Origin of the sequence: Anaerotignum sp. MB30-C6 (genome assembly GCF_030908465.1) — a bacterium.
Taxonomy (GTDB): Bacteria; Bacillota; Clostridia; order Lachnospirales; family Anaerotignaceae; genus Chakrabartyella.
In genome coordinates this window covers 1,391,995-1,412,660 of record NZ_CP133078.1, presented here as the reverse complement: position 1 = coordinate 1,412,660, position 20,666 = coordinate 1,391,995, and the positions used below count along the sequence as shown (strand labels likewise).

Genomic DNA, 20,666 nt, shown 5'->3' with positions numbered 1-20,666 from the left:
AAATTTGTTATTTCTATTATATAACTTTGAAAGGATATTTTCAACCACACAATTACCTCTCACCAAGCACTACCCATCTTTCTCCGTCAAAATCCTCATACCTATCGCTTGTCACATTCTGCTCAAAGTAGACCGCAAGGATTCTTTTTATGTCAGCATTGTCGGCTCGTCTTGTGGTGAAGCCTTGGTCTTTCAAGCTTTTTTCAATGCGTGAGAGATAAGGGAATACATCACTATCTTTTTCATTTCTAAGACGAATGATGATTAAAAACTCTCTTGCCGTTGCCATCTGCACCTGCATTCTGTCAAGGTTTTGGCTGTCATTTTGGAGCAGTTTTCGGATAACGGGATTGGGTTCTTCCTCCATACGCTCCTGCAAAAATGCCTTGTTGTCATCAAAGTTTTCTTTGGAATTAAGGCAGAGCATCTCAATTTCTGCAATGCCTTTCAGCACTGTCATCAGAGCATAAATTCTGCTGCTGACACTACTCTCGGATAATACCGAGATATTGGTGGGGTGAATGATAAAATACACAAGCTCACCATGTGGAGTTTTAAGGCTGTAATCGGTGATACTCTCAATGTTCATAATGCTCTGGGTAGATACAGAGCCTTTCTCTTTTTTACTCATCGACTGACCTCCAATCATAGGTTTGTGGCTTTATAAAAAAGAAAGCCACAGCATATTTGATAAAATCAAGGATGCTTACATCCTCAAAGCGAATTGACAAAAAGGCATAGACAGCGGTGATTACCACCGGCAGGAGCAAGCCTGTCTGAGAAAGTGCAAAGACAGAAACAAGCAAACCGATAGCGATAATTCCAATATCACGCAGCTCCCACAACCACAAAGTTGCCTTTGCTTTCAGATTATCGGGGTATAGATATTCCATTGGATTCCTCCTTTTGTTGTTGTAAAAAATAAGCAATCCCACGCATGACAAAGTCAACGCACGGAATTGCTACACTGTTGCCAAGAGCCTTGTATCGTGGACTGTCGGCAGCTTTTTCAATATTCGTCCACCCATAGGGAAAGCCTTGGAGTCTTTCACACTCCAAGGGTGTCAGCCTACGGACGAGATTTCTCTTGACGGCAAGGTTTTCACTGCCACCTCCGTTGGTTCCTCCACTTGCTCTTAGGGTACTGATACCCTCGGCAAAATCTGAATAACCAGTTCCACCAAACACAGCAGAACCGTCATCAATAATGCATTTGCCTTGCTCTACATATTGATTGCCGATGCCTTTTTCATCACCACTGCACAATGCACCGACTACATCTTGATAGGTTTTATCCACGATGCACTTATCCTGATTCACATAGATAGTGTTGACACCCTTATAATCTCGGTGGCACAAAACTCCCACCACCTCTTGGTAGGATTCCGGCTTGTAGATTGCATGGATATCAGAGGTGGTTAGTGTGTAGCTGACGCCCTTTTGCACACCCTGTCCGTTGCCACCGTTTTGTGGCTGGCGGTCTATGGTATTGGCGGCTATGCAGTAGCTTTCTTGGGGTTGCAGAATGGCAACGCCACCTTGATTTTTGCTTGGATCGGGGTTTGAGGTGTCGAGGGTTCTTGACTTATCTGTTTCTCTGCATCCCGATATGGGATTGCTTGATTTCATGGAATTGCTGTCCTTGCTGTCAAGGCTAAAGGCAAGTGGCTGTGTCAATAGCGGGATATTATTACCGCCTGTACCATAAACAGATGCCACTGTTGGTGCAATCTTTAACGGTCCATTGTAGCGGCAGTCCTTACCGTGATTGTCGAACAAAACAGGCTGATTGTTTCCCGACATTCCTGCACTGGCCGTAATGGTTGGGCATACACCCTCGGCAATTTCTGCACCGCCTTGCTGTGTTGCCATTACAATTGGCAGGTTTCCACCCATTCCTGCACGGAGGGTAGCAGTAATATCTTCGGTAATATCCATGCGTTCTCCGCCCTGGTCATTGAGACAAATGGCTGGTTCTATGACACCGTTTCTGCCGGTGCTGTTCCCACAGTTGGTGCCAAGAGTAGCGGCTACTTGTCCTGACACATCTCCTGCGTATCCGTCAAAGCCTATTTTTTCTTCCTGTTTTAATGGCTTTTTCACAAAGGTCTGCATCTGCATATTTTGTGTTGCCATCAATGCCCCCGACAAATTATCAAGGTCAATGCCCTCATTTCGCTGATTGATATGATAGGATTTTAACTCTGACATATCGGATACTGTTTCTTCTGTAGGTGTCAGTCCTGCCTGTATCTCAAGTGCTGTTTTGAGCTGCACAGGCAGTTCCTTATCCCTCGCTTTGGCTCTCCGCAAAATCCCCAAACAAGCAGTCTTGCTTAAATAATATTTGGGGAGCGGTGAGTCCTCCAAAATCTGCGACAAGGAAGATTCTACGACGTCGCTGGGCGACTCCCCAGTATTGAGCATCGATGACACGCCAAGCCAAGCTGAATTCATTTCCCAATATGGCAATCCCAGCAGATTGCCACTTCCCGGAGTCAGGTCGAGGAACATTACAGGTGCTGTCCTTAATGCGGATAATTTCTTCGATGACCGCCCTGAAATCTTCGCCCTCGGCACTGGAGAAAGCTCCGGGGACATTTTCCCACACCATGTATCTTGGTCGAATAAGGTGAGCTGGGATACCTCGTTTTCCATCTGCATTTCTCATCTCCTTTACCAGTCTTGTTTGCTCCATGAATAGCCCTGAACGCTCTCCCTCAAGTCCGGCTCGCTTGCCTGCAACAGATAAATCCTGACATGGCGAGCCACCGCAGATGATGTCCACAGGAGGGAGGGTTGCTCCGTTTAGCTTTGTGATATCCCCGACATGGAGCATATCGGGAAATCTTACCTTTGTTACTTCGATGGGAAAGCTTTCAATCTCACTTGCCCAAACAGGGGTAATTCCACTGTGAATGGCTGCCAAAGGAAAGCCACCGATTCCATCGAAGAGGCTCCCCATACTCATCATCAGAGTGTACCCATTTGCATTTGTGGAGCTTGATTTTTCACTTCGCCAACACGAAAACTTTGCTCATATTCCATTACTCTGCGGGTGGGAACAGACAGCCTTTGGGCTTCCTCAATTTCGGACATCATGCCAAGGGAGATATGATCCCCGAAACACCATAACGCATCACAGTTTTGAAGCATGGCAAGTCCCATGTCTAAACCGAGCTGTCTTTCCCGGGGGTTATGCTCGTCTAAAATATTGGGGTAAAGTAAATGGGGACAAAAAAAAGCGTGTCCTTGTTCCATAACGAACCGGCACGCATTCTTTGCAAACTCCGTATTTTTTTCGATATCCCCGGCATAAGGGGATGCAACATAAATTCGCTTCATAGGCAAATTCCTTTCTCTGTATTATTTTGGTGCTACTGCCTGCACCACGGTTCTTGTGGTATTCACTGCCGCTTGTGCAGTATAGACAGCACTCATCATATTGGCTCTGGTACTGGTATCCAGTCCAAAGGCACCGGCGATTCTTGGCACTTCACCTGCGGCAAGCATAAGACCGAGTCCAAGCAGACAGTGATCCTTTAACACCATCAGTCCTGCAGTGAGGATTGTTGCCTGTAAAAATGTCGTAAGGCACAACCCTACGATCTGCTTGCACCACTGAATAAAGCCGTCATAATATCCTCTCGGAACAGAGAACATATATAGGCTGCCTACAGCAATTTGGATAAGCAAGATACCTCCACGTTTTAGGTTTGCGAAGAACACTTTAATCACTGCATAGCCCATCATGATGATAATAAACAGCATCAGAATTGGGCTTGTTATGGCACTGAGCCCTCCGAAGATGCCAGTACCCATTGCACTTTCAATACCATCTATGGTAGACAGTCCTGATATAATTTCATTCGCCACCTCGCCAAAGCTCGTGCCATACCCTGTGATGCCTGCCGTTAAACTACTTTGCAGATTGACCGACAGTTCAAACAATCTGATAGGTACAACGGTAAAAAGTGATACCGCCATAAAACCTTTGAGGGCATTAATAAGGGATTCTTTGATGCTGCCTTTGCCATTTTGGTATTCGATTCCTGTTTCAAAGCAGGACACCACAAGACCGACGACATACAGCGCCCAAGCCAGATAAGAGAAAAACAATACAATGCTCTGCACCCAAGCCATTTCAAAAAGTTCAACACCCATGTTTCCCATTTGGGAAAAGAAGTTGCCAAGAAATCCAACCACCTGTCCATAAAGCCAGTCAATGATCTGATCCATGACATCGCCAAGGATAAAATCCCATATAAACAAAAACGACCACCTCCAATCTTAAAAGAATAAGGGCATACCGTTTTCACGATACACCCTTTGGTTTGGCATAAAAAATGACGAACAGCTAACCGATTATCGGTTTTAACTGCTCGTCATCCTTTTCGAATATTTCCAGTATCATTCTTGCTCCCATACGGAAGCCATAGGTAAAGCATTCTTCGCCATTCACCTCACTGATGTTGCTCCAAGTGGACATGATCTCATCAAGGGTTTTCTTGTCCGTATCAGAGAGCTTTTGGTCGAGTGAATCGGCTAAATCACTGAGTTTGATTTGCAATGCTCGGTATTTGCTGTCTTGCGGGATAGGTCTTGACTGTGGTGCAATTTTTCCGTTGTACAAATCACTAAGTATTTTTTCTTTCTGCATTTTTCTCACCTCACTTTCAAGTACAACACACTACCACAATATATAGTAAATATCTATATTCAATATCAACGAAAACTACTGTATGTTGTTTTACATTGACATTGTCATAGCAGGAGACTCTTGCAACTCCATACTCTGCTCCATAAAAAGGTCGGCATAATCGTTAATCTGATCAGCAAGCAGTTCCATATCTCTTGGTGTTGGCTTATACACATACCACTCAGCTTGATTACCATCTTTCCAAATATATGGGGTAATGCTATTTCGGAAGTTTGGATTGCTCACTTGTTTTTTGCCCCAAATATCTGCAAACTTGATGGTGTTCTTGTCAATGACACCATTGTTCTTGTCCACGGCACTGATGCTGATCCCCTCATAATGGTCTGCATATCCAAAGGTGGTGAAGAACAGCTTCAAGCGATTGTTTTCACCCAAGGGGATATACATGGCATTGCCGATGCATTTTCTACCCTCAAATTCTTCTGTACATTTCATAAGTTCATCTGTAAAAAAGCTCATAATAGTTACCTCCATAAAAAATGGAGAGGGCGACTATTGCACTCTCTCCGTTAGCTGTTATTCATTAATTTATTCTTGTGCTTCAATCTCATCCAATGCCTTGGTGATAAGCTGGGTGATGAATGCTTTTGGGGTAAGGTGTGGCATGGCATCCACGTGCTTTTTGATTCTTGCGAATAGTTCCTCGCTGATTTGTAGTGCCAGTGTTCTTGTCTGTGCCATACTTGGTTTCATCTCCTTCATTTCGTAGTATTCGGTAATAAGCTGTGTCACATATTGATTTAGAGTAAGTTCGCTTTGCTCCTTATTTGTGCATACCTTTTGGTGCAGTGCAATAGGGATTTGTGCGCATAGATTTTTTGTTTGTGCCATTTTCTGTTCCTCCTGTTCATCATGATTTTGCAAGCAAAGCATACCCTAAAGCACAAGGAATAGCTATACCCAATACCAACAAGAAAGGAAGTTAATTTGTAACATCGGTTGCTTTGACTACATACCCAAAATAGTCCAGAGTATCCTTGCAAAAGGACGGTGATATTTTCTATACTTTAAAAACAAACCCTGCTAATTTACTTTCAACAGGGTAGTCTCTTTAATAATGCAATTATTTCCTTGTGTTCAATGCTATCTATTCCACACACTCATCATGATGCTGATGTTCATGGCAAATGGAGCCAGTAGATTTAAGAGTTCCTTGCAGGTACGCTTCTACGGCAGTTTTCGCATCTCCTGAAGTTCCTACAACAACTTCAACGTTTCTTTCATTAAAAATCTCAACCGCACCTCCGCCCATGCCTCCGCTGATGATGACATTTACACCACGATCGGCAAGGAAATTGGGTAAAAAGCCAGGCTTGTGTCCGGGGTTGGCAATGGTTTCGCTTTTGACAATTTGACTTTTTTCGGCATCAAAAATCATAAACCCTTCGCAATGTCCAAAGTGCTCAGTCACCATTCCATTTTCACTTGCTACAGCAATTTTCATCATTTTAGTTTTCCTCCATTTTTTCTAATATTTTTGCAACCGGCTCAAGCCAATTGCCATCGAAAAGCTCTATCATACCTCTGTCACATGCAGCTGAAATTTTCGGGTCAATAGGTAGTTTAGCAAGAACCTTTAAATTATGCTTATCAGCAATTTCTTCAATGTGGCTTTCGCCAAATATCTGATAATTCTTGCCATTGTCAGGACATTTAAAATAGGACATGTTTTCCACCAGACCGATAATAGGGATATTCATCATCTCAGCCATCTTGACAGCCTTTGACACAATCATGGATACCAGCTCCTGCGGAGATGTCACAACGATAATTCCATCAACAGCAATGGATTGAAATACCGTAAGGGGAACATCACCAGTACCTGGAGGCATGTCGATGAACATAAAATCCACATCGTTCCAGATAACATCTGTCCAGAACTGCTTTACTGTACCAGCAATAATCGGCCCTCTCCAGACAACTGGATCAGTATCATTTTCTAATAATAAATTGACAGACATTATATCAATACCGGTCTTGGTTTTAACAGGAAATAGGCCAAGATCACTGCCTTTGGCTTTTTCTTTGATACCAAAGGCTTTAGGGATAGAAGGCCCAGTAATGTCTGCATCCAGAATAGCGGTATGATAACCCATTCTGTTCATAGTAACCGCAAGCATAGAGGTAACAAGCGACTTGCCAACACCACCTTTGCCGCTGACAACACCGATTACCTTTTTCACGCTGCTCATCTCATGCAGCTTCTCAGAGAAATCCGTTTTTTCTTCTTTTCTTTCTGCACAGTCCTCCGAGCAGCTGCTGCAGCTTTGATTGCAATTTTCGCTCATAATATTGCTCCTTTATTTTAGATTGTTATTTCACTACCTGCTGACAGATAATCAATTCTATCACCCATAGTAGCCTTCAGCCTTTTATAAGGCTCGATGCCCGTGCAATGACAGGTGTAGAACTTTGCTTTTGTGCCCATTAGGTATTTGCCAATTCTATCTATAGTGTCTGCGTCCTCATTTCCGCCAGAACGGCTGGAAAGATGAAATCCACCTATCACATAGTTAGGCATTCGTCCTTTAAACGAGTAAAAATGCTCGAGTATATTAACAATACCATTATGAGCGCACCCTGTTATTAACAGGGTCTTTCCGTCTTCCTCTATCACGAGATTCTGTTCATGGGCAAAGGTGTCGTCTACCGTTTGTCCTTTATACTCCGTGAGCAATCCATTATTCGATTTTGGGCGTGACTCTCTTTGAACAATATTTGAGAATACCTGGATTCCATCGGTGATAAAGAATCGGTCTGACGTGAGTACAATTTGTTTGTTTTCTTTCAGATTTTCATTAAGACCGATATAATCAAATTTATTATTTGGACGAATAGCATAGTATTTCTCAAATGCCAAGCGGTGTAGAAACACCTCAGCTTTCGAGTTTTCTGTCAAAAATGTATTCAGTCCACCACCATGGTCGTAATGTCCATGCGAAATTACCAGAAAATCAACATCAGCAATATTTACATCAAGCTTTTTAGCATTTTGAAGAAACAACTCACTTGAGCCCACATCAAACAAGATTTTGTGTTTCTTTGTTTCTATATAAAGGCTAAGGCCATGCTCATTGCAGAAGTCTTTTGATATTGATGTGTTTTCCACTAAAGTTTTAATAAGCATGCCTTTTAGCCACCACTTTTTTCAAAAAGTAGATTCATTGTCTTGCGATAAACCTCTTTAACCGCCGTCCCCGATGTGCAGTCTATGTCTACTATGGTTTGGCTATTATTAATGGCTTTAACTGCGTTTGAGTCAAAGGGTATACTGCCGATATAAGGAAGACCTTGTTTATTACAAAACTCTTCAATCTTCTCTGTGTTTACAATATTGGCATCATATTTGTTTATACATACTGCTGTCTTGGTTCCGAATTTCGCCGCTGTTGTTATAATGCGCTCCATATCGCTGATACCTGATATGGAAGGTTCTGCGACTATTAAAACCATATCCACGCCACTAAGTGATGCAATGACAGGACAGCCTATTCCGGGAGATCCATCAATAATGGCCAGCCCAGTATCAACTGCTGCCGACTTCATTTGTTTTTTTACCTCAGTGACAAGCATTCCAGAGGTACCACTGCCCATTTTAAGCTGTGCCGTTGAAAACACTTTTTCCCTATCAGAATACAGCATCAGCTCTCCGGCCACTGCCGGTACCAAAGTTATCGCTTCCGCAGGACAAACATATGCGCAAACGCCGCAGCCTTCACATGCAAAAGGATCTACCTTATAGTGCGACTCTGCTTTGATCGCGTCAAATCGGCAGTTTTGCCTGCACTGATCGCATTGGGTACATAACTCTGAATTTATTTCTGCTTTTGGCAACCCGTAATAGTCTGTCTTTTTCGGTTCAACATTCCATCCGGTAATGAGGTGCAAGTTAGGTGCATCTACATCACAATCGGCATATGACTTGGCATCAGCAAGCTTTATAAACGCACTTGCTATGGTTGTCTTTCCGGTGCCGCCTTTTCCACTAAGGATTAGTAGTTGTTTCATGCTGCACCTCCTTTGTCACCGTATCAAGCAGGGTAGAAAACAGTTCGCGATATTTTTGATTTTTATTTATAGCGATCTCTGCATTCGAATTCAATGTTCCCAATTCGTTTTCAAATGGAATCCTACCTAAAATCTTAATATTCTTTTCTGAGCAGAACCTCTCCGCCGGGTTTTCTTCTTCCAAACATTTGTTAAGGACAACCCCGAAAGGCCTATTAAATAACTTGACCAGCTCATATACCATGTTGAGGTTGTGAACACCAAACAATGTGGGTTCAGCTACTAATACACAATAATCTGCATCTTTAATGCTTTCCATTACGATACAGGCGCTTCCGGGAGGGCAGTCAATAAAAGTCAGCTGATCTGCCTGAGAATTCTCTTCAGCAAGCAACTTTTGTATGATAGGAATGCCAGAAGCCTCACCGGTGTTCAATATTCCTGTCCATACCGTCATCTCACCGGAAATTCCTTTTTGAACTTTTCCGATTACTTTTTCTTTCTCTGATAGTGCCTTTTCAGGGCAAACCAAGATGCAGCCGCCGCAAGAGTGGCATACATCGTCAAAGACGATTAAATTATTTTTAATATAGGCAAGGGCATTGAATTTGCAGAAATCAACACATTTGCGGCAGCCATTACACAGTTCATGATTCACATTTGGAACTTTCACTGATATTTCTTCCTCTTGAACTCCTTTAGGCTTAAGAAACAAATGCCCATTTGGCTCTTCAACATCACAATCAATATATGTTGATGTTTTCGCTACTGCAGCTAAGTTCACCGATACCAGCGTTTTTCCTGTGCCGCCCTTGCCACTTAGGACAGCGATTTTCATATTAATTACCTCCGTGTCCATGAAATCCGGCATGAAAATCGCTTAGTAAATTAACTTGTTCGCTTGTATATGCGTCAATGTTTTCCTGTGCTGTTCCGAGTATTGATTTATATACCAATACCTCTGCATTGCGTAGAACTTTTTCAGCGTTTTCACCGCAACGTGGAGTCAGCAATGCTTTAACTCCATGATCTGCAATTACCTGTGCTGCTCTAATTCCGGCTCCACCCTGGCTGGCAACAGCGGTATTATCAAGGTAATAGCTTTCCTTTTTCACTGTGTCATAGAAAAGGAAATATGGGGCACGCCCAAAAGATATACATACATTAGATTTTAAACTTTTTTCATCTACTGGAATTGCTATTTTCATAAAAATTCTCCATTCTATTTTTGATTAGATAATTATTAATTGAATTACGTAGTGCGCTCACACCTAAATTTGAACAGTGGAGCTTTTTTTCAGGAAGACCGTCTAATGCCCTAACAATATCCTCTTCTGTGATGTTCAACGCTTCCTCTAAATGCTAATACCGATGTCATGCTGGACGTTGCAATTGAAGCACAACACCCAAATACAAGATAGCTGATTTTCTCTATGCGGCTATCTTTCACCTTTAAATAAAAGGTCAGATAATCCCCACAGGCAGGATCTCCGTAGCTTCCTTCGGCATCTGCATCGGGCATACTATGAACATTTTGGGGGCACATAAAATGTTCCATTACTTTTTCCGAATATATAATCAATCACCTTAATCCTCATCATCTGTAAAACATCGACCACGCCTATGCCTATGGCATCCGCGACCACAACCGTTACCCAATCCATCACAAAGCTGGTATTCACCACCCTCAATTGAGAGTACCTTTCCATTAACTAACGATTCAGCCACCTTTTTTCTGGCCTCAATATAAATACCTTGAACAGTACTGCGAGCCACATTCATTTGCTTGGCGCATTCTTCCTGTGTAAAGCCTTCCAGATCAATAAGCCTTATGGTTTCATACTCGTCAACGGTCATAATTACATAGTTTTCTACATCCGCAGGTGAATCAAGAGGCCCAAATCTATTGCTCTCGGGTAAACAGCAAACTTTTCTCCACTTCATAGGTCTTGCCATAACTTATCACCTCCATCCTAATCAGAAATAACCAGAGCGTCCTCCGGTTACCTCTGATTCCCGTTATAGGTTCTCTAATTGCTTATCAATAACTGTCAGTCGATATTGCAACATGGTTTTCTGTTCTTGGAGTAGCTCTTTTTGTGTTTTTGAGGAGGTCTGATTAACCGCAAAACCTCTACCGAAACCGCGTCTACAAGCAAGTCCAAGACCCAATCCCATTCCAAGACCAGCTCCATACTTTACTGCATTAGCACCTGTGCAAAGTCCTAAACCTCTTCCAGTCATTGATCCAGCACCCATCGGACCGGTTCCATCCCTTCTTGGCATGTTATTCACCTCCTTATAGTTTCTGACATATGCCATCTATTCTTATTATACATCGTTTGTGGCATATGTCAATAACTTTTTGAAATAATTAAAAAGCTGCCAATCTATAGTTTTGATTAATATTTTTGCGAGTTGGTGGCAAAAATACAAGCTAAATCCTTAGCTATTTTGAAGGTTCTAATAATAAAGATTATGCGTGGTGTCACTACACCAACAGTGTTGTAGCTCTTGAACTTTATAGACCCAATATAGTCCAGTCAATCCTCAAGTAAAGACGGTAAAAGCCGCCTGAAAATTTCAGACGGCTTTTGTCACTTTAATTTTGTTTTGAGTAGAACTTTTAATAGTTCTCTTTTCTAACTTCAAAATAGCTTTGTGCATATTTGCAGACAGGGCAAACCTCAGGTGCCTTTGTACCCATAACCAAGTGTCCGCAGATACGGCATTCCCACATGGTCTGCTCACCCTTTTCAAATACCTGCTGCATCTCCACATTTTTAAGCAGAGCACGGTAACGCTCCTCGTGGGCTTTCTCAATTGCGCCAACCTTGCGAAAACGCTCTGCTAAATCGTGGAAGCCTTCCGCATCGGCATCCTTTGCCATACGGTCGTACATATCTGTCCACTCATAGTTTTCGCCCTCGGCAGCAGCAAGAAGATTCTGTGCGGTCTTGCCCAGATGTCCAAGCTCCTCAAACCAAATGCGTGCGTGCTCCTGCTCATTGCGTGCAGTTTTTAAGAAAAGCTCAGAAAGCTGATCGTAACCCTCACGCTGTGCAATACTTGCAAAATAAGTATACTTATTACGAGCCTGACTTTCACCTGCAAAGGCTTCAGCAAGGTTTTTCTCTGTTTTTGTGCCTGCATATGGGTTTTCTGCTGCGACAGTTTCTTCCTCAACCTTTACAAATACAGAAGCGGGCTGCTTACAGCGTGGGCACTTGAAATATTCTGGCAACGGACCCTCATGAATATATCCGCATACGTTACAACGCCATTTTTCCATTTCTTTATCCTCCATATTATTTGTCTTTTTTTCATTGTTCGGTATTTTGTCAAGCAACTTACGGACAGCCTCACTTGGAAAGTCATCGAAAGGAGGGTTGTCCAGCAAGGACTGCAACAATGTATGTGTGTTTTCGCTTTGAGGCAGCATAAAGCCTGATTCACGGAGCAAATCTTCGCTCATTAAGCGGTTAGCTTTTGCAATAGCTTCCGCCAACTGACGAAGCACGGTATTATCTGTATTCTCTGCAATTTGCAAGGCAGCCTTTTCTTGAATGGCTTTGCTTTCAGCAAGCTCGGTTAGTGTATTTGCCACGCTGTTTTTCTTGGGTTGCTGAGGAGGATACTCCACAGGCACCATAGAAATTGCCCCTGAAGGGCAGGCATTGGCACATACGCCACAGCCAATGCATTTATTCACGTCAATAATACTGTTTTCTGTATCAGTAGCTCCTGTGGGACATACATAAAGGCAAAGACAGTCCTTTGTGCAAAGGCGAATATTTCTTACTGCAATCTTTTTCATAATGGGTTACCTCCTTTCCACTTTCACAATTTTCCAGCTGGGAACCTTGCACACCGGGCAAAGTGCCGGAGCCACGTCACCTACATAAATAAAACCACAGGTTTCACATACATAAACATTGGTATTAACAAGGAATTCGTCACCATCTTTTTCATAGCGGCTTAGAATAGAGTTTAAAATGCGAGATACCTTTTCGCTCCAAGCCAAGGCACGAAGAGCGCCTCTGTCGGCATTTGCACCGGCAGCTGCATTTGCCTTGATAAAGCCCTCATTCAAGTCCTTTTGTACAAGTTCATACAGTGCTTGGTGGCTATCATGCTCTGTAGCAGGTGTTTTTGATTTAAAATAATCGGACAGCTGTGTAAAAAGTGCAGACTCCTCTGCAAGATACTGTTTTTCACAGCCCCTTGCTAAATTGGAGCACAGTGAGGACAATTCACCGACAGAGAGCTTTCGCAACTCATCGCTTTCCTCGACCTCTGCGGCTTTTGACACAGCTGCCGAAGTTGCTGTCTGCTCCTTAAAGTCTGATTTTGCCGCACCGCAAAGGGGACAGACCCAGTCCTCGGGTAAATCTTCCCACTTGGTTCCGGGTGCAATTCCGGCGATGGGAATGCCAGCTGCTTCATCATAGACATAGCCGCAAATCATGCACACATATTTTTTCATTGCCTCAACCTCCTGTTTTTTTATTTATATGGTATCAGCTTGCAACAATTTGTTCTGTGACACTGTCACTCAACTGATAACAATTACTGATTTAATTTACTTGTAAAGCTATTTTAAGTTATTTTTGTGCTTACAGCCCTGTTTGCGAGGGCAGCTGCACCTGCATTTATCTGCATTTCCATCACAGAGAACAAAATTTCCCCCTTGAATATGAAGCTGCTTTGTGTTGACAAGGCACTGTGCCAGCTTCAATCGGGCACTGTTATAGACTGTCTGTGCAGTCGTTCTGGCAATATTCATTTGCTCGGCACACTGCTCCTGCGTCATTCCCTCCAAATCAATCAAGCGAATGCTTTCAAACTCATCTATTGTCATTTTAATGCTTGGACGGTCGGCAGCTATATCATCTTGAGGTCCAAAGCGTTCGCAGCCGGGCATTGCGCAAATGCGTCGCTGTTTACATGGTCTTGCCACTGAAATCACCTCTTTGGTTAATGGCATATGCCTTTTATTGCTCTTATTATACATTATTCTACAAAATAATCAATAGGTTTAAGAGCAAATATAGCAAGATTGCTACACTTTTGGATGTATGAGAGGTACGAGTAGTCGCAAAGGTTATGTTATATTTAGTATCAACTACACTATTGAATTGAACCGTTGCATCTTTATCTTGATGTAACGGCTCTTGCTTTCACATTATAATCCAAGTATTGTCCAGAGTATCCTTGCATATGGGTAGTGACAAATTTATTTCTAAATATAAAAAGGCAAAGATTCCGATTTCCAACCAGAATCTTTGCCGTTCATTTAAAACATCAGTACCGATTATTTTCCCATAAATAACTTGATATCATCTTCAACTTGTCCGATACCTGCAATGCCAAACTTTTCAACAAGGACCTTTGCAACATTAGGCGATAAAAATCCTGGTAGAGTCGGACCAAGGTGAATATTCTTCACACCTAAATAAAGTAACGCAAGTAATACTATTACCGCTTTTTGCTCATACCAAGCAATATTATATGCAATCGGCAGATCGTTAACATCCTCAAGTTCAAATATTTCTTTCAGCTTCAATGCGATTACTGCAAGAGAGTAGGAATCATTACATTGGCCAGCATCAAGAACTCTTGGAATACCACCAATATCTCCTAACTCAAGTTTATTGTAACGGTACTTTGCACATCCCGCTGTAAGAATAACTGTACCCTTAGGCAGTTTTTTTGCAAACTCAGTGTAATACTCACGAGATTTCATTCTGCCATCACAGCCTGCCATGACGAAAAACTTCTTAATTGCACCTGATTTTACTGCATCAACTACTTTGTCTGCAAGAGCAAAAACTTGGTTGTGAGCAAAACCGCCAACAATATTGCCTGATTCAATTTCTACAGGAGGCTTACACTGCTTTGCCATCGCAATAATTTCAGTAAAATCTTTTTTGCCATTTTCGTCAGCTGTGATATGAGGACATCCGGGATAGCCTGATGCACCGGAAGTAAAAATTTTTTTCCTGATTTCTTCGCTTCTTGGAGGTACGATGCAGTTTGTAGTAAACAAGATTGGTCCATTAAAGGTTTCGAATTCGGTAACTTGCTGCCACCATGAACCGCCGTAATTTCCTGCAAAATTGTCATACTTCTTGAAGAAAGGATAGTAATGTGCAGGAAGCATTTCACTATGTGTATAAACATCAATACCAGTACCCTTGGTTTGTTCCAGTAGTTGCTCTAAATCAGTGAGATCATGGCCTGAAATCAGAATGGCAGGATTGTTTCTTACCCCAATATTAACGCTGGTTATTTCAGGATTTCCATATTTAGAGGTATTGGCTTCATCTAACAGTGCCATGGCCTTCACGCCAAACTCGCCTGTCTTTAATGTTAATGCCACAAGATCATCTGCAGACAACGAATCATCAAGGGTTGACGCAAGTGCTTCATAAATAAATGCACTGATAGCAATATCTTCTTTTCCGATATTAAGAGCGTGATGGGTATATGCCGCCATACCTTTCAAACCATAGATAATCATTTCTCTAAGAGAACGAACATCTTCATTTTCGGTTGAAAGAACACCTACTTTAGATGCTTTGTCTAACATAGACGCTCTATCGCTTACTTCAAACTCCGCTGCATCACCAAGGTTAACACCAGAAATCTGTTTTTTCAACTCGTTTCTTAAGCCAATCATTTTATAGATTTGATTTTCGATTGCACCGTCATCAAAATTAGCATTTGTAATGGTGATAAAAAGGCTTTTTAAAACTTGATGATTTACTTCGCTTATGGATTTAACATCCAGTTTGCCTTTTATAACAATTTCAGAAATCCCTTTTGTAACATAAATCAGTAAGTCTTGCAATTTTGCAACTTCCTCATTTTTGCCACATACGCCTCTTACCTCACAACCGGTACCTTTTGCAGTTTCTTGACATTGATAACAAAACATACTCATAATCGTTCCCTCCTTCAGATTATTCCTTAACGGGTTCGAATTCATCTTTACCCACAAAACAAATTGGACAAACCCAATCATCAGGGATATCTTCAAAAGCAGTTCCCGGGGCTATTCCACTATCTGGATCACCTGTTTGTGGGTCATAGATATATCCGCATGGGATACATATATATTTTAACATTCTGCGTTTCTCCTTTCAACATTTTTATACAATATTTTACTATTTTAGAGGTGCAGGTGCTTTTACAACTATTAACTCTAATATGTTATTAGATGAATTTTTTACATTCATCTTCGTATTAACAGGAATTTTTAAAAGAGTTCCTTTATCATATTGGTGAACTTCTTGGTCATTTAGCCCAATAGATAAAATCCCTCTTACCACTGTCATATAAACGTTCGAGTTCGAAAAATGTTCTGGGAGGCCTTCATCCTTATTAAAGACCATATGAATATAATGAATATTTTCATCCTGAATTACTCTTTCAACCGCTTTATCATCTTCAATTGACATTTCATAGATTTGCTCAATCATTTTGTATACCTCATTTTTGTTATAGTTTAAAATTATGTGGTTAAATTATACAACTCATGCAAAGAAATGTATGTTGTATTTGCAACAAAATTAATTATTTATTTAATTTTTATTCAATATAATCAATGGCTCTGACAGGGCAAGCCAATATTGTTTGTATAAGCCTTTCTTTGTCTATTTCAGAGTCAAAAGATTTTATATATGCTTTTTTACCTTGCATACCAAAAAACTCAGGATAATTTTTAGTACATAATGTACAGCCCATACAAGATTCTCTTTTTAATGTAAGTCCACTTGCTTTTTCTTCTTTCTGTACTATATCTTCGTCCTTAACAATTTTTGCAGCAATCCACGAAAATACTACTATCGCAATTACAGTTAACACCCAACGGATTGCCATAAACTTTATTCCCAAAAATTTTGCTTCGTTTAAAAGCATAGGAACCTTTATTACCGCCCAGGCGCTTAAAATAATAACTAAGTTTCGTACTGAAGCTCCCTTTTTGTGGAGCATGACACACATAGGAAATGCTGCATATATCGGTCCCGCAGATATGCTGCCTAAAACGAACGACAATATGATACCTTTAACTTTGGATTCTTTTCCTAAGTACTTGGTGATTTTTTCTTTTGCAACCCATGTATCCAAAAGCGCCGTAAGAACAAATATCACCGGCATTATCATAAGCATTTCTTTAATGTAATAGAAACTGTTCTTAATTGATATAACACCCATATCTGGTTTAATTATAAACATCAGGATATAGGCAGCTGCGACCACTATCAAGAAAATATTATCTTTTGCTTTTTTTATGATTTTCATACAATCACCCCCATTACCATAGCGATAATTATTGCAAACAAAAAGCTTAATCCATTTCTGATAGCAGTAAATTTAAACCCAAATTCTCGCTTTTCAAGCGGGAATGTTACGACCCCTACCATAGTAAGTGTAGTTAAAAATGCGACGGAAGGAACAATACTAACCCCGGCATCAACCAGTGTACCGACAAGGGGAAAAGCAATAAAGGCAGGAATCAGAGTTACTGTTCCAAATGCCGCTGAACCCACTGTTGCTATGAGCAATGATTGACCTCCCACAAATTTGGCAATATTCTCAGGCGGTAATATTGTTAGAATTAAACCAATCAAAAAAATAATTGATAAGATACTTCCCAGCATACCCTTGCCCATACCAAATGCCATTTTTAGTGCTTTCAATGTCTTAGCTTTATCTTTTTTTAAGGAAATCAAAAGGAATACGATCGTTCCTATCCACATTGCTACTGTAAAAATATCCATACAAATCCTCCATTCTTTTTGTAATAATAAAATTATAACGCAGTTTATCATTCTCAAATAGACACCAATGTATCTTTTTAATATAATGTTTTTAGATGGAGGAGTAATTCACATGAATATTGACATTTTACAAAATATTTCATTATTTTCAGCTGTAAAGAAATCTGAATTAGAAAAACTATTGGCAGATAATCATATTTATAAAAAACACTATTCGAAGGGTGTAACCGTTCATAATGCAAATGAAACTTGTAGAACATTGGATATTGTATTGTCAGGAAGTTTGGTTGCGTATTCTTTATCAACTAATGGTTCATCAACTACAATGTTTGAATTTAGCAAAGGAAGTGTGATAGGAGCAAATTTATTATTTGGTGAAAACCACAGTTATCCTCTTAATATCTATTGTCTTACTGATTGTCAAATTGTCCACATTAACATAAATGCTGTATTAGGACTCTTGCACGACTACAATTTTACATTGCATTATATAAAGTCAATCTCACAAAATTCGCAAGGAATAAATCAGAAGATAGCAATGTTTACACAAAGAACACTTCGAGAAAATATTATGAATTATCTGAAACAGCAAACCATCATACAGAAGTCTTCAGTAATTCTGCTTCCAATTAGTAAAAGACAACTGGCAGATTATTTAGGTGTACAAAGACTTTCTTTGTTCAGAGAGCTTAAAAAATTAAAAGAGGAAGGTATTATTGAAATTAATAACCGTACAATTGCAATAAAAAAATGACATACCTTAGTATGAAGCCTTACCAAAGTTAACCTTGATTATATCGAAAGTGTGGGCAACCTCGCCTCCATTGGCCGGGTCGCCCACTTTTTATTTCACCATCATAATCCAAGTATAGTCCAGAGTATCCTGATAAGGTACAATAAATTGCGCAAATTTGAAAAGGCATAAAAAGAGACAAGGTTTGCAGTCTTTGTTAGAATAAAGTTGCAACACACCATTCTGAAAGGAGACAGCAAACCATGTCCGAAAAAATTGTACAGTTAAACGAGGAAGTAATCAAGGGGCAAATCAAGGAATTGGTTCGAGGCAGCGTGGAAGAAACACTTAACGGCCTGCTGGAGGCCGAAGCGGAGAAGCTGACCCAGGTAGCTCGTTACGAGCGCAGTGAGGAACGGCAAGGCTATCGCAGCGGCCATTACAGTCGAAACCTTACCACCACATCTGGCGACGTTACGCTTAATGTGCCCCGACTCAAGGGAATCTCGTTTGAAACAGCCATCATTGAGCGGTATCGCCGCAGGGAAAGCAGCGTGGAAGAAGCGCTCATCGAGATGTATCTTGCCGGCGTCTCTGTGCGCCGTGTGGAGGATATCACAGAAGCGCTGTGGGGCAGCAAGGTATCACCTTCCACCATTAGCGAGCTAAACAAAAAAGCCTATATACATATCGAAGACTGGCGCAACCGTCCGTTACAGGGCGGGCGCTATCCGTATGTCTATGTGGACGGCATCTACCTGCGTCGCAACTGGGGCGGTGAATTTGAAAATGTGGCCATTCTGGTAGCGATTGCAGTTAACGAGGATGGTTACCGTGAAATTTTAGGTGCTTCCGAAGGGATGAAAGAGGACAAGGCCAGCTGGGTCAGCTTCTTTCAGTGGCTAAAAAGCCGAGGTTTAAACGGGGTGAACCTCATCGTTGGTGATAAGTGTTTGGGAATGCTAGAGGCCGTTGGTGAAGTGTTTCCAGAAGCCAAATACCAACGTTGTACCGTGCATTTCTATCGAAATGTATTTTCTGTCGTGCCACGCACCAAGGGGAAACTAGTAGCTAAAATGCTCAAGGCCATTCATGCCCAGGAGAGCAAAGCTGCCGCTAGAGCGAAGGCCAAGGACGTAGTTGCCGCACTCAAAGAAATGAAGCTCAAGGAGGCAGCTAAAAAAGTGGAGGACGGCATTGAGGAAACGCTGACCTACGCTGACTTCCCCTCGGAGCACTGGACAAGAATCCGCACCAACAACGTGATAGAACGGCTGAACAGAGAAATTCGCAGGCGCACCCGTGTGGTTGGCTGCTTTCCTGACGGCAACTCGGCCTTGATGCTAGTCTGCGCCCGCTTACGACATGTAGCCGGTACGCAGTGGGGCAATAAGAAGTATATGAATATGAAGCATCTGGAGTCGACTGTTGAAGACGCTTATATCGCCGGATGACTTTTTTATCTCAGAGACTGCAAACCAATTTGCGCATAATTATTGACACTACCAGTATCCTTGCGAAAGGATGGTAGATGGGTTTTAGTTTTAATGGCGCTTGTTCTTTCTACGTTTACAATTTGATGATTGAAGCTGTTGCCTTAATGTGGTAAACTCGTTTCATATACTTGTTAAATAAAGCCTTCTTGAAACGATAGTAGCATATAATTACCCTTAAGGATGTATTTGAATTTTGCAAAGGAAATGTTTTATGAACAATAAAATTATAATATTAGATATATCATTTCAATTTGGCGGGGTAGAAGATAAAATTCACCCCGTTGTTTTGTTAGATGATAAAGACATTGTTCTAATTGATTGCGGATATATGGGGTTTCTACCGAATATTGAAACCGCTTTACTGGACAATGGGATCGAGCCATCCGCACTTACAAAAGTCCTAATTACCCACCACGATCATGACCATATGGGTTCACTATTTGATCTAAAGAAGAAATACCCTCATGTACAAATCGTTGCCAGTGCAGGAGAAGCAAATTATATCAATGGTACACTGAAGTCATTAAGGTTGGAGCAAGCAGAGATGCTGCAAAGTATATTACCTGAGACGCAAAAAGAGTTTGGCAAGCAGTTCATTGACATGCTTCGTCTGGTGAAACCTATCCCAGTAGATATCACCATAAATAGTGGCGATATCATGCCATGGTGTGATGGTTGTGAAATCATAAGTACCCCAGGGCATACACCGGGACATATTTCGCTATATTTATCAAAGATGAAAACACTCATTGCCGGCGACGCAATTGTTTTGGAAGGTGGGATTCCAGCTCTTGCGAATCCACAATTTGCATTGGACAAAGAAGCCGCAGATTGTTCGTTTGATAAGTTATTAAAGCTTGTTGCAAATCGCATCATCTGCTATCATGGCGGTATATATGATTGTTAATATTATTAGCACACCC

At 41.3% G+C, this 20,666-nt stretch carries 28 protein-coding genes and 3 pseudogenes; 3 read left to right on the top strand and 28 right to left on the bottom strand.

Annotation, left to right across the window (positions count from 1 at the left end):
* Positions 1 to 52: 52 nt before the first annotated feature.
* The 28 genes and pseudogenes from RBQ60_RS07210 to RBQ60_RS07090 all read right to left on the bottom strand — a co-directional run bounded on the left by RBQ60_RS07210 (position 53) and on the right by RBQ60_RS07090 (position 17,514).
* Complete coding sequence (locus RBQ60_RS07210) at positions 53 to 631, bottom strand: hypothetical protein (protein ID WP_226903827.1); 579 nt, start codon at positions 629 to 631, stop codon at positions 53 to 55.
* The gene (locus RBQ60_RS07205) at positions 624 to 893 is read right to left on the bottom strand and encodes a hypothetical protein (protein ID WP_226903828.1); all 270 of its coding nucleotides are present in this window, start codon (positions 891 to 893) and stop codon (positions 624 to 626) included. Before RBQ60_RS07205 ends, RBQ60_RS07210 begins: the two co-directional genes overlap by 8 nt.
* The gene (locus RBQ60_RS07200) at positions 871 to 2,313 is read right to left on the bottom strand and encodes a DNA cytosine methyltransferase (protein ID WP_331654256.1); all 1,443 of its coding nucleotides are present in this window, start codon (positions 2,311 to 2,313) and stop codon (positions 871 to 873) included. Before RBQ60_RS07200 ends, RBQ60_RS07205 begins: the two co-directional genes overlap by 23 nt.
* A pseudogene (locus RBQ60_RS15330) lies at positions 2,291 to 2,965 on the bottom strand (DNA cytosine methyltransferase); the annotation flags it as partial. The gene RBQ60_RS07200 and the pseudogene RBQ60_RS15330, both read right to left, overlap by 23 nt.
* A gap of 8 nt (positions 2,966 to 2,973) precedes the next feature.
* Complete coding sequence (locus RBQ60_RS07195) at positions 2,974 to 3,345, bottom strand: DUF7768 domain-containing protein (protein ID WP_226903830.1); 372 nt, start codon at positions 3,343 to 3,345, stop codon at positions 2,974 to 2,976.
* Between the two features lie 21 nt (positions 3,346 to 3,366).
* Entirely contained in the window at positions 3,367 to 4,272 is a 906-nt protein-coding gene (locus RBQ60_RS07190) for a conjugal transfer protein TrbL family protein (protein ID WP_307885859.1), read from the bottom strand.
* Positions 4,273 to 4,357: 85 nt separating this feature from the next.
* Positions 4,358 to 4,660, bottom strand: coding sequence for a DUF6809 family protein (locus RBQ60_RS07185; RefSeq protein WP_226903832.1), 303 nt, complete (start codon positions 4,658 to 4,660; stop codon positions 4,358 to 4,360).
* A 90-nt stretch (positions 4,661 to 4,750) separates the two neighbouring features.
* The gene (locus tag RBQ60_RS07180) at positions 4,751 to 5,179 is read right to left on the bottom strand and encodes a hypothetical protein (RefSeq protein WP_307885858.1); all 429 of its coding nucleotides are present in this window, start codon (positions 5,177 to 5,179) and stop codon (positions 4,751 to 4,753) included.
* A 69-nt stretch (positions 5,180 to 5,248) separates the two neighbouring features.
* The gene (locus tag RBQ60_RS07175; RefSeq protein ID WP_307885857.1) at positions 5,249 to 5,551 is read right to left on the bottom strand and encodes a 4-oxalocrotonate tautomerase; all 303 of its coding nucleotides are present in this window, start codon (positions 5,549 to 5,551) and stop codon (positions 5,249 to 5,251) included.
* A 256-nt stretch (positions 5,552 to 5,807) separates the two neighbouring features.
* A complete protein-coding gene (locus tag RBQ60_RS07170) occupies positions 5,808 to 6,167 on the bottom strand; it encodes a NifB/NifX family molybdenum-iron cluster-binding protein (protein ID WP_154262424.1) in 360 nt (119 codons plus the stop codon).
* Position 6,168: 1 nt separating this feature from the next.
* Positions 6,169 to 7,008 carry an Mrp/NBP35 family ATP-binding protein gene (locus RBQ60_RS07165; protein ID WP_154262427.1) on the bottom strand — a complete coding sequence of 280 codons (840 nt, stop codon included), beginning with the start codon at positions 7,006 to 7,008 and terminating at the stop codon, positions 6,169 to 6,171.
* Positions 7,009 to 7,025: 17 nt separating this feature from the next.
* The gene (locus RBQ60_RS07160; RefSeq protein ID WP_154262431.1) at positions 7,026 to 7,847 is read right to left on the bottom strand and encodes an MBL fold metallo-hydrolase; all 822 of its coding nucleotides are present in this window, start codon (positions 7,845 to 7,847) and stop codon (positions 7,026 to 7,028) included.
* A 5-nt stretch (positions 7,848 to 7,852) separates the two neighbouring features.
* Entirely contained in the window at positions 7,853 to 8,728 is an 876-nt protein-coding gene (locus RBQ60_RS07155; protein WP_154262434.1) for an ATP-binding protein, read from the bottom strand.
* Complete coding sequence (locus RBQ60_RS07150) at positions 8,706 to 9,566, bottom strand: ATP-binding protein (protein ID WP_307885856.1); 861 nt, start codon at positions 9,564 to 9,566, stop codon at positions 8,706 to 8,708. Before RBQ60_RS07150 ends, RBQ60_RS07155 begins: the two co-directional genes overlap by 23 nt.
* Before the next feature lies 1 nt (position 9,567).
* Entirely contained in the window at positions 9,568 to 9,936 is a 369-nt protein-coding gene (locus tag RBQ60_RS07145) for a NifB/NifX family molybdenum-iron cluster-binding protein (RefSeq protein ID WP_154262440.1), read from the bottom strand.
* Positions 9,911 to 10,075: an iron-sulfur cluster assembly scaffold protein gene (locus RBQ60_RS15435; protein WP_334307445.1), complete on the bottom strand. Its 165-nt coding sequence runs from the start codon at positions 10,073 to 10,075 to the stop codon at positions 9,911 to 9,913. The genes RBQ60_RS07145 and RBQ60_RS15435 overlap by 26 nt, the downstream gene beginning before the upstream one ends.
* Positions 10,047 to 10,310, bottom strand: coding sequence for an iron-sulfur cluster assembly scaffold protein (locus tag RBQ60_RS15325; RefSeq protein WP_331654254.1), 264 nt, complete (start codon positions 10,308 to 10,310; stop codon positions 10,047 to 10,049). Before RBQ60_RS15325 ends, RBQ60_RS15435 begins: the two co-directional genes overlap by 29 nt.
* Before the next feature lie 5 nt (positions 10,311 to 10,315).
* Entirely contained in the window at positions 10,316 to 10,684 is a 369-nt protein-coding gene (locus RBQ60_RS07135) for a DUF134 domain-containing protein (RefSeq protein ID WP_154262445.1), read from the bottom strand.
* A gap of 63 nt (positions 10,685 to 10,747) precedes the next feature.
* Positions 10,748 to 10,972, bottom strand: coding sequence for a DUF5320 domain-containing protein (locus tag RBQ60_RS07130; protein ID WP_334307444.1), 225 nt, complete (start codon positions 10,970 to 10,972; stop codon positions 10,748 to 10,750).
* A 382-nt stretch (positions 10,973 to 11,354) separates the two neighbouring features.
* A pseudogene (rbr, locus tag RBQ60_RS15515) lies at positions 11,355 to 11,894 on the bottom strand (rubrerythrin); the annotation flags it as partial.
* Between the two features lie 39 nt (positions 11,895 to 11,933).
* A pseudogene (locus RBQ60_RS15510) lies at positions 11,934 to 12,545 on the bottom strand (4Fe-4S binding protein); the annotation flags it as partial.
* A gap of 6 nt (positions 12,546 to 12,551) precedes the next feature.
* Positions 12,552 to 13,214, bottom strand: a complete 663-nt coding sequence (locus RBQ60_RS07120; protein ID WP_154262452.1) for a rubredoxin — start codon at positions 13,212 to 13,214, stop codon at positions 12,552 to 12,554.
* Between the two features lie 108 nt (positions 13,215 to 13,322).
* Positions 13,323 to 13,688: a DUF134 domain-containing protein gene (locus RBQ60_RS07115; RefSeq protein WP_226903835.1), complete on the bottom strand. Its 366-nt coding sequence runs from the start codon at positions 13,686 to 13,688 to the stop codon at positions 13,323 to 13,325.
* 354 nt (positions 13,689 to 14,042) lie between these two features.
* The gene (gene hcp / locus RBQ60_RS07110) at positions 14,043 to 15,674 is read right to left on the bottom strand and encodes a hydroxylamine reductase (RefSeq protein ID WP_307885855.1); all 1,632 of its coding nucleotides are present in this window, start codon (positions 15,672 to 15,674) and stop codon (positions 14,043 to 14,045) included.
* A gap of 19 nt (positions 15,675 to 15,693) precedes the next feature.
* On the bottom strand, positions 15,694 to 15,858 hold the full coding sequence (gene rd, locus RBQ60_RS07105) for a rubredoxin (protein WP_307885854.1): 165 nt from the start codon (positions 15,856 to 15,858) through the stop codon (positions 15,694 to 15,696).
* A 39-nt stretch (positions 15,859 to 15,897) separates the two neighbouring features.
* Positions 15,898 to 16,212, bottom strand: a complete 315-nt coding sequence (locus tag RBQ60_RS07100) for a cupin domain-containing protein (RefSeq protein WP_307885853.1) — start codon at positions 16,210 to 16,212, stop codon at positions 15,898 to 15,900.
* A gap of 109 nt (positions 16,213 to 16,321) precedes the next feature.
* Positions 16,322 to 17,035: a permease gene (locus RBQ60_RS07095; protein WP_307885852.1), complete on the bottom strand. Its 714-nt coding sequence runs from the start codon at positions 17,033 to 17,035 to the stop codon at positions 16,322 to 16,324.
* A complete protein-coding gene (locus tag RBQ60_RS07090) occupies positions 17,032 to 17,514 on the bottom strand; it encodes a permease (protein WP_307885851.1) in 483 nt (160 codons plus the stop codon). Before RBQ60_RS07090 ends, RBQ60_RS07095 begins: the two co-directional genes overlap by 4 nt.
* 112 nt (positions 17,515 to 17,626) lie before the next feature.
* Between RBQ60_RS07090 and RBQ60_RS07085 the strand changes: the two genes are divergently transcribed.
* From RBQ60_RS07085 to RBQ60_RS07075, 3 genes are all read left to right on the top strand, one after another.
* Complete coding sequence (locus tag RBQ60_RS07085; RefSeq protein WP_307885850.1) at positions 17,627 to 18,268, top strand: Crp/Fnr family transcriptional regulator; 642 nt, start codon at positions 17,627 to 17,629, stop codon at positions 18,266 to 18,268.
* A gap of 242 nt (positions 18,269 to 18,510) precedes the next feature.
* Complete coding sequence (locus RBQ60_RS07080; protein WP_307884227.1) at positions 18,511 to 19,701, top strand: IS256 family transposase; 1,191 nt, start codon at positions 18,511 to 18,513, stop codon at positions 19,699 to 19,701.
* A 253-nt stretch (positions 19,702 to 19,954) separates the two neighbouring features.
* Entirely contained in the window at positions 19,955 to 20,650 is a 696-nt protein-coding gene (locus RBQ60_RS07075) for an MBL fold metallo-hydrolase (RefSeq protein ID WP_307885849.1), read from the top strand.
* Positions 20,651 to 20,666 lie beyond the last annotated feature (16 nt).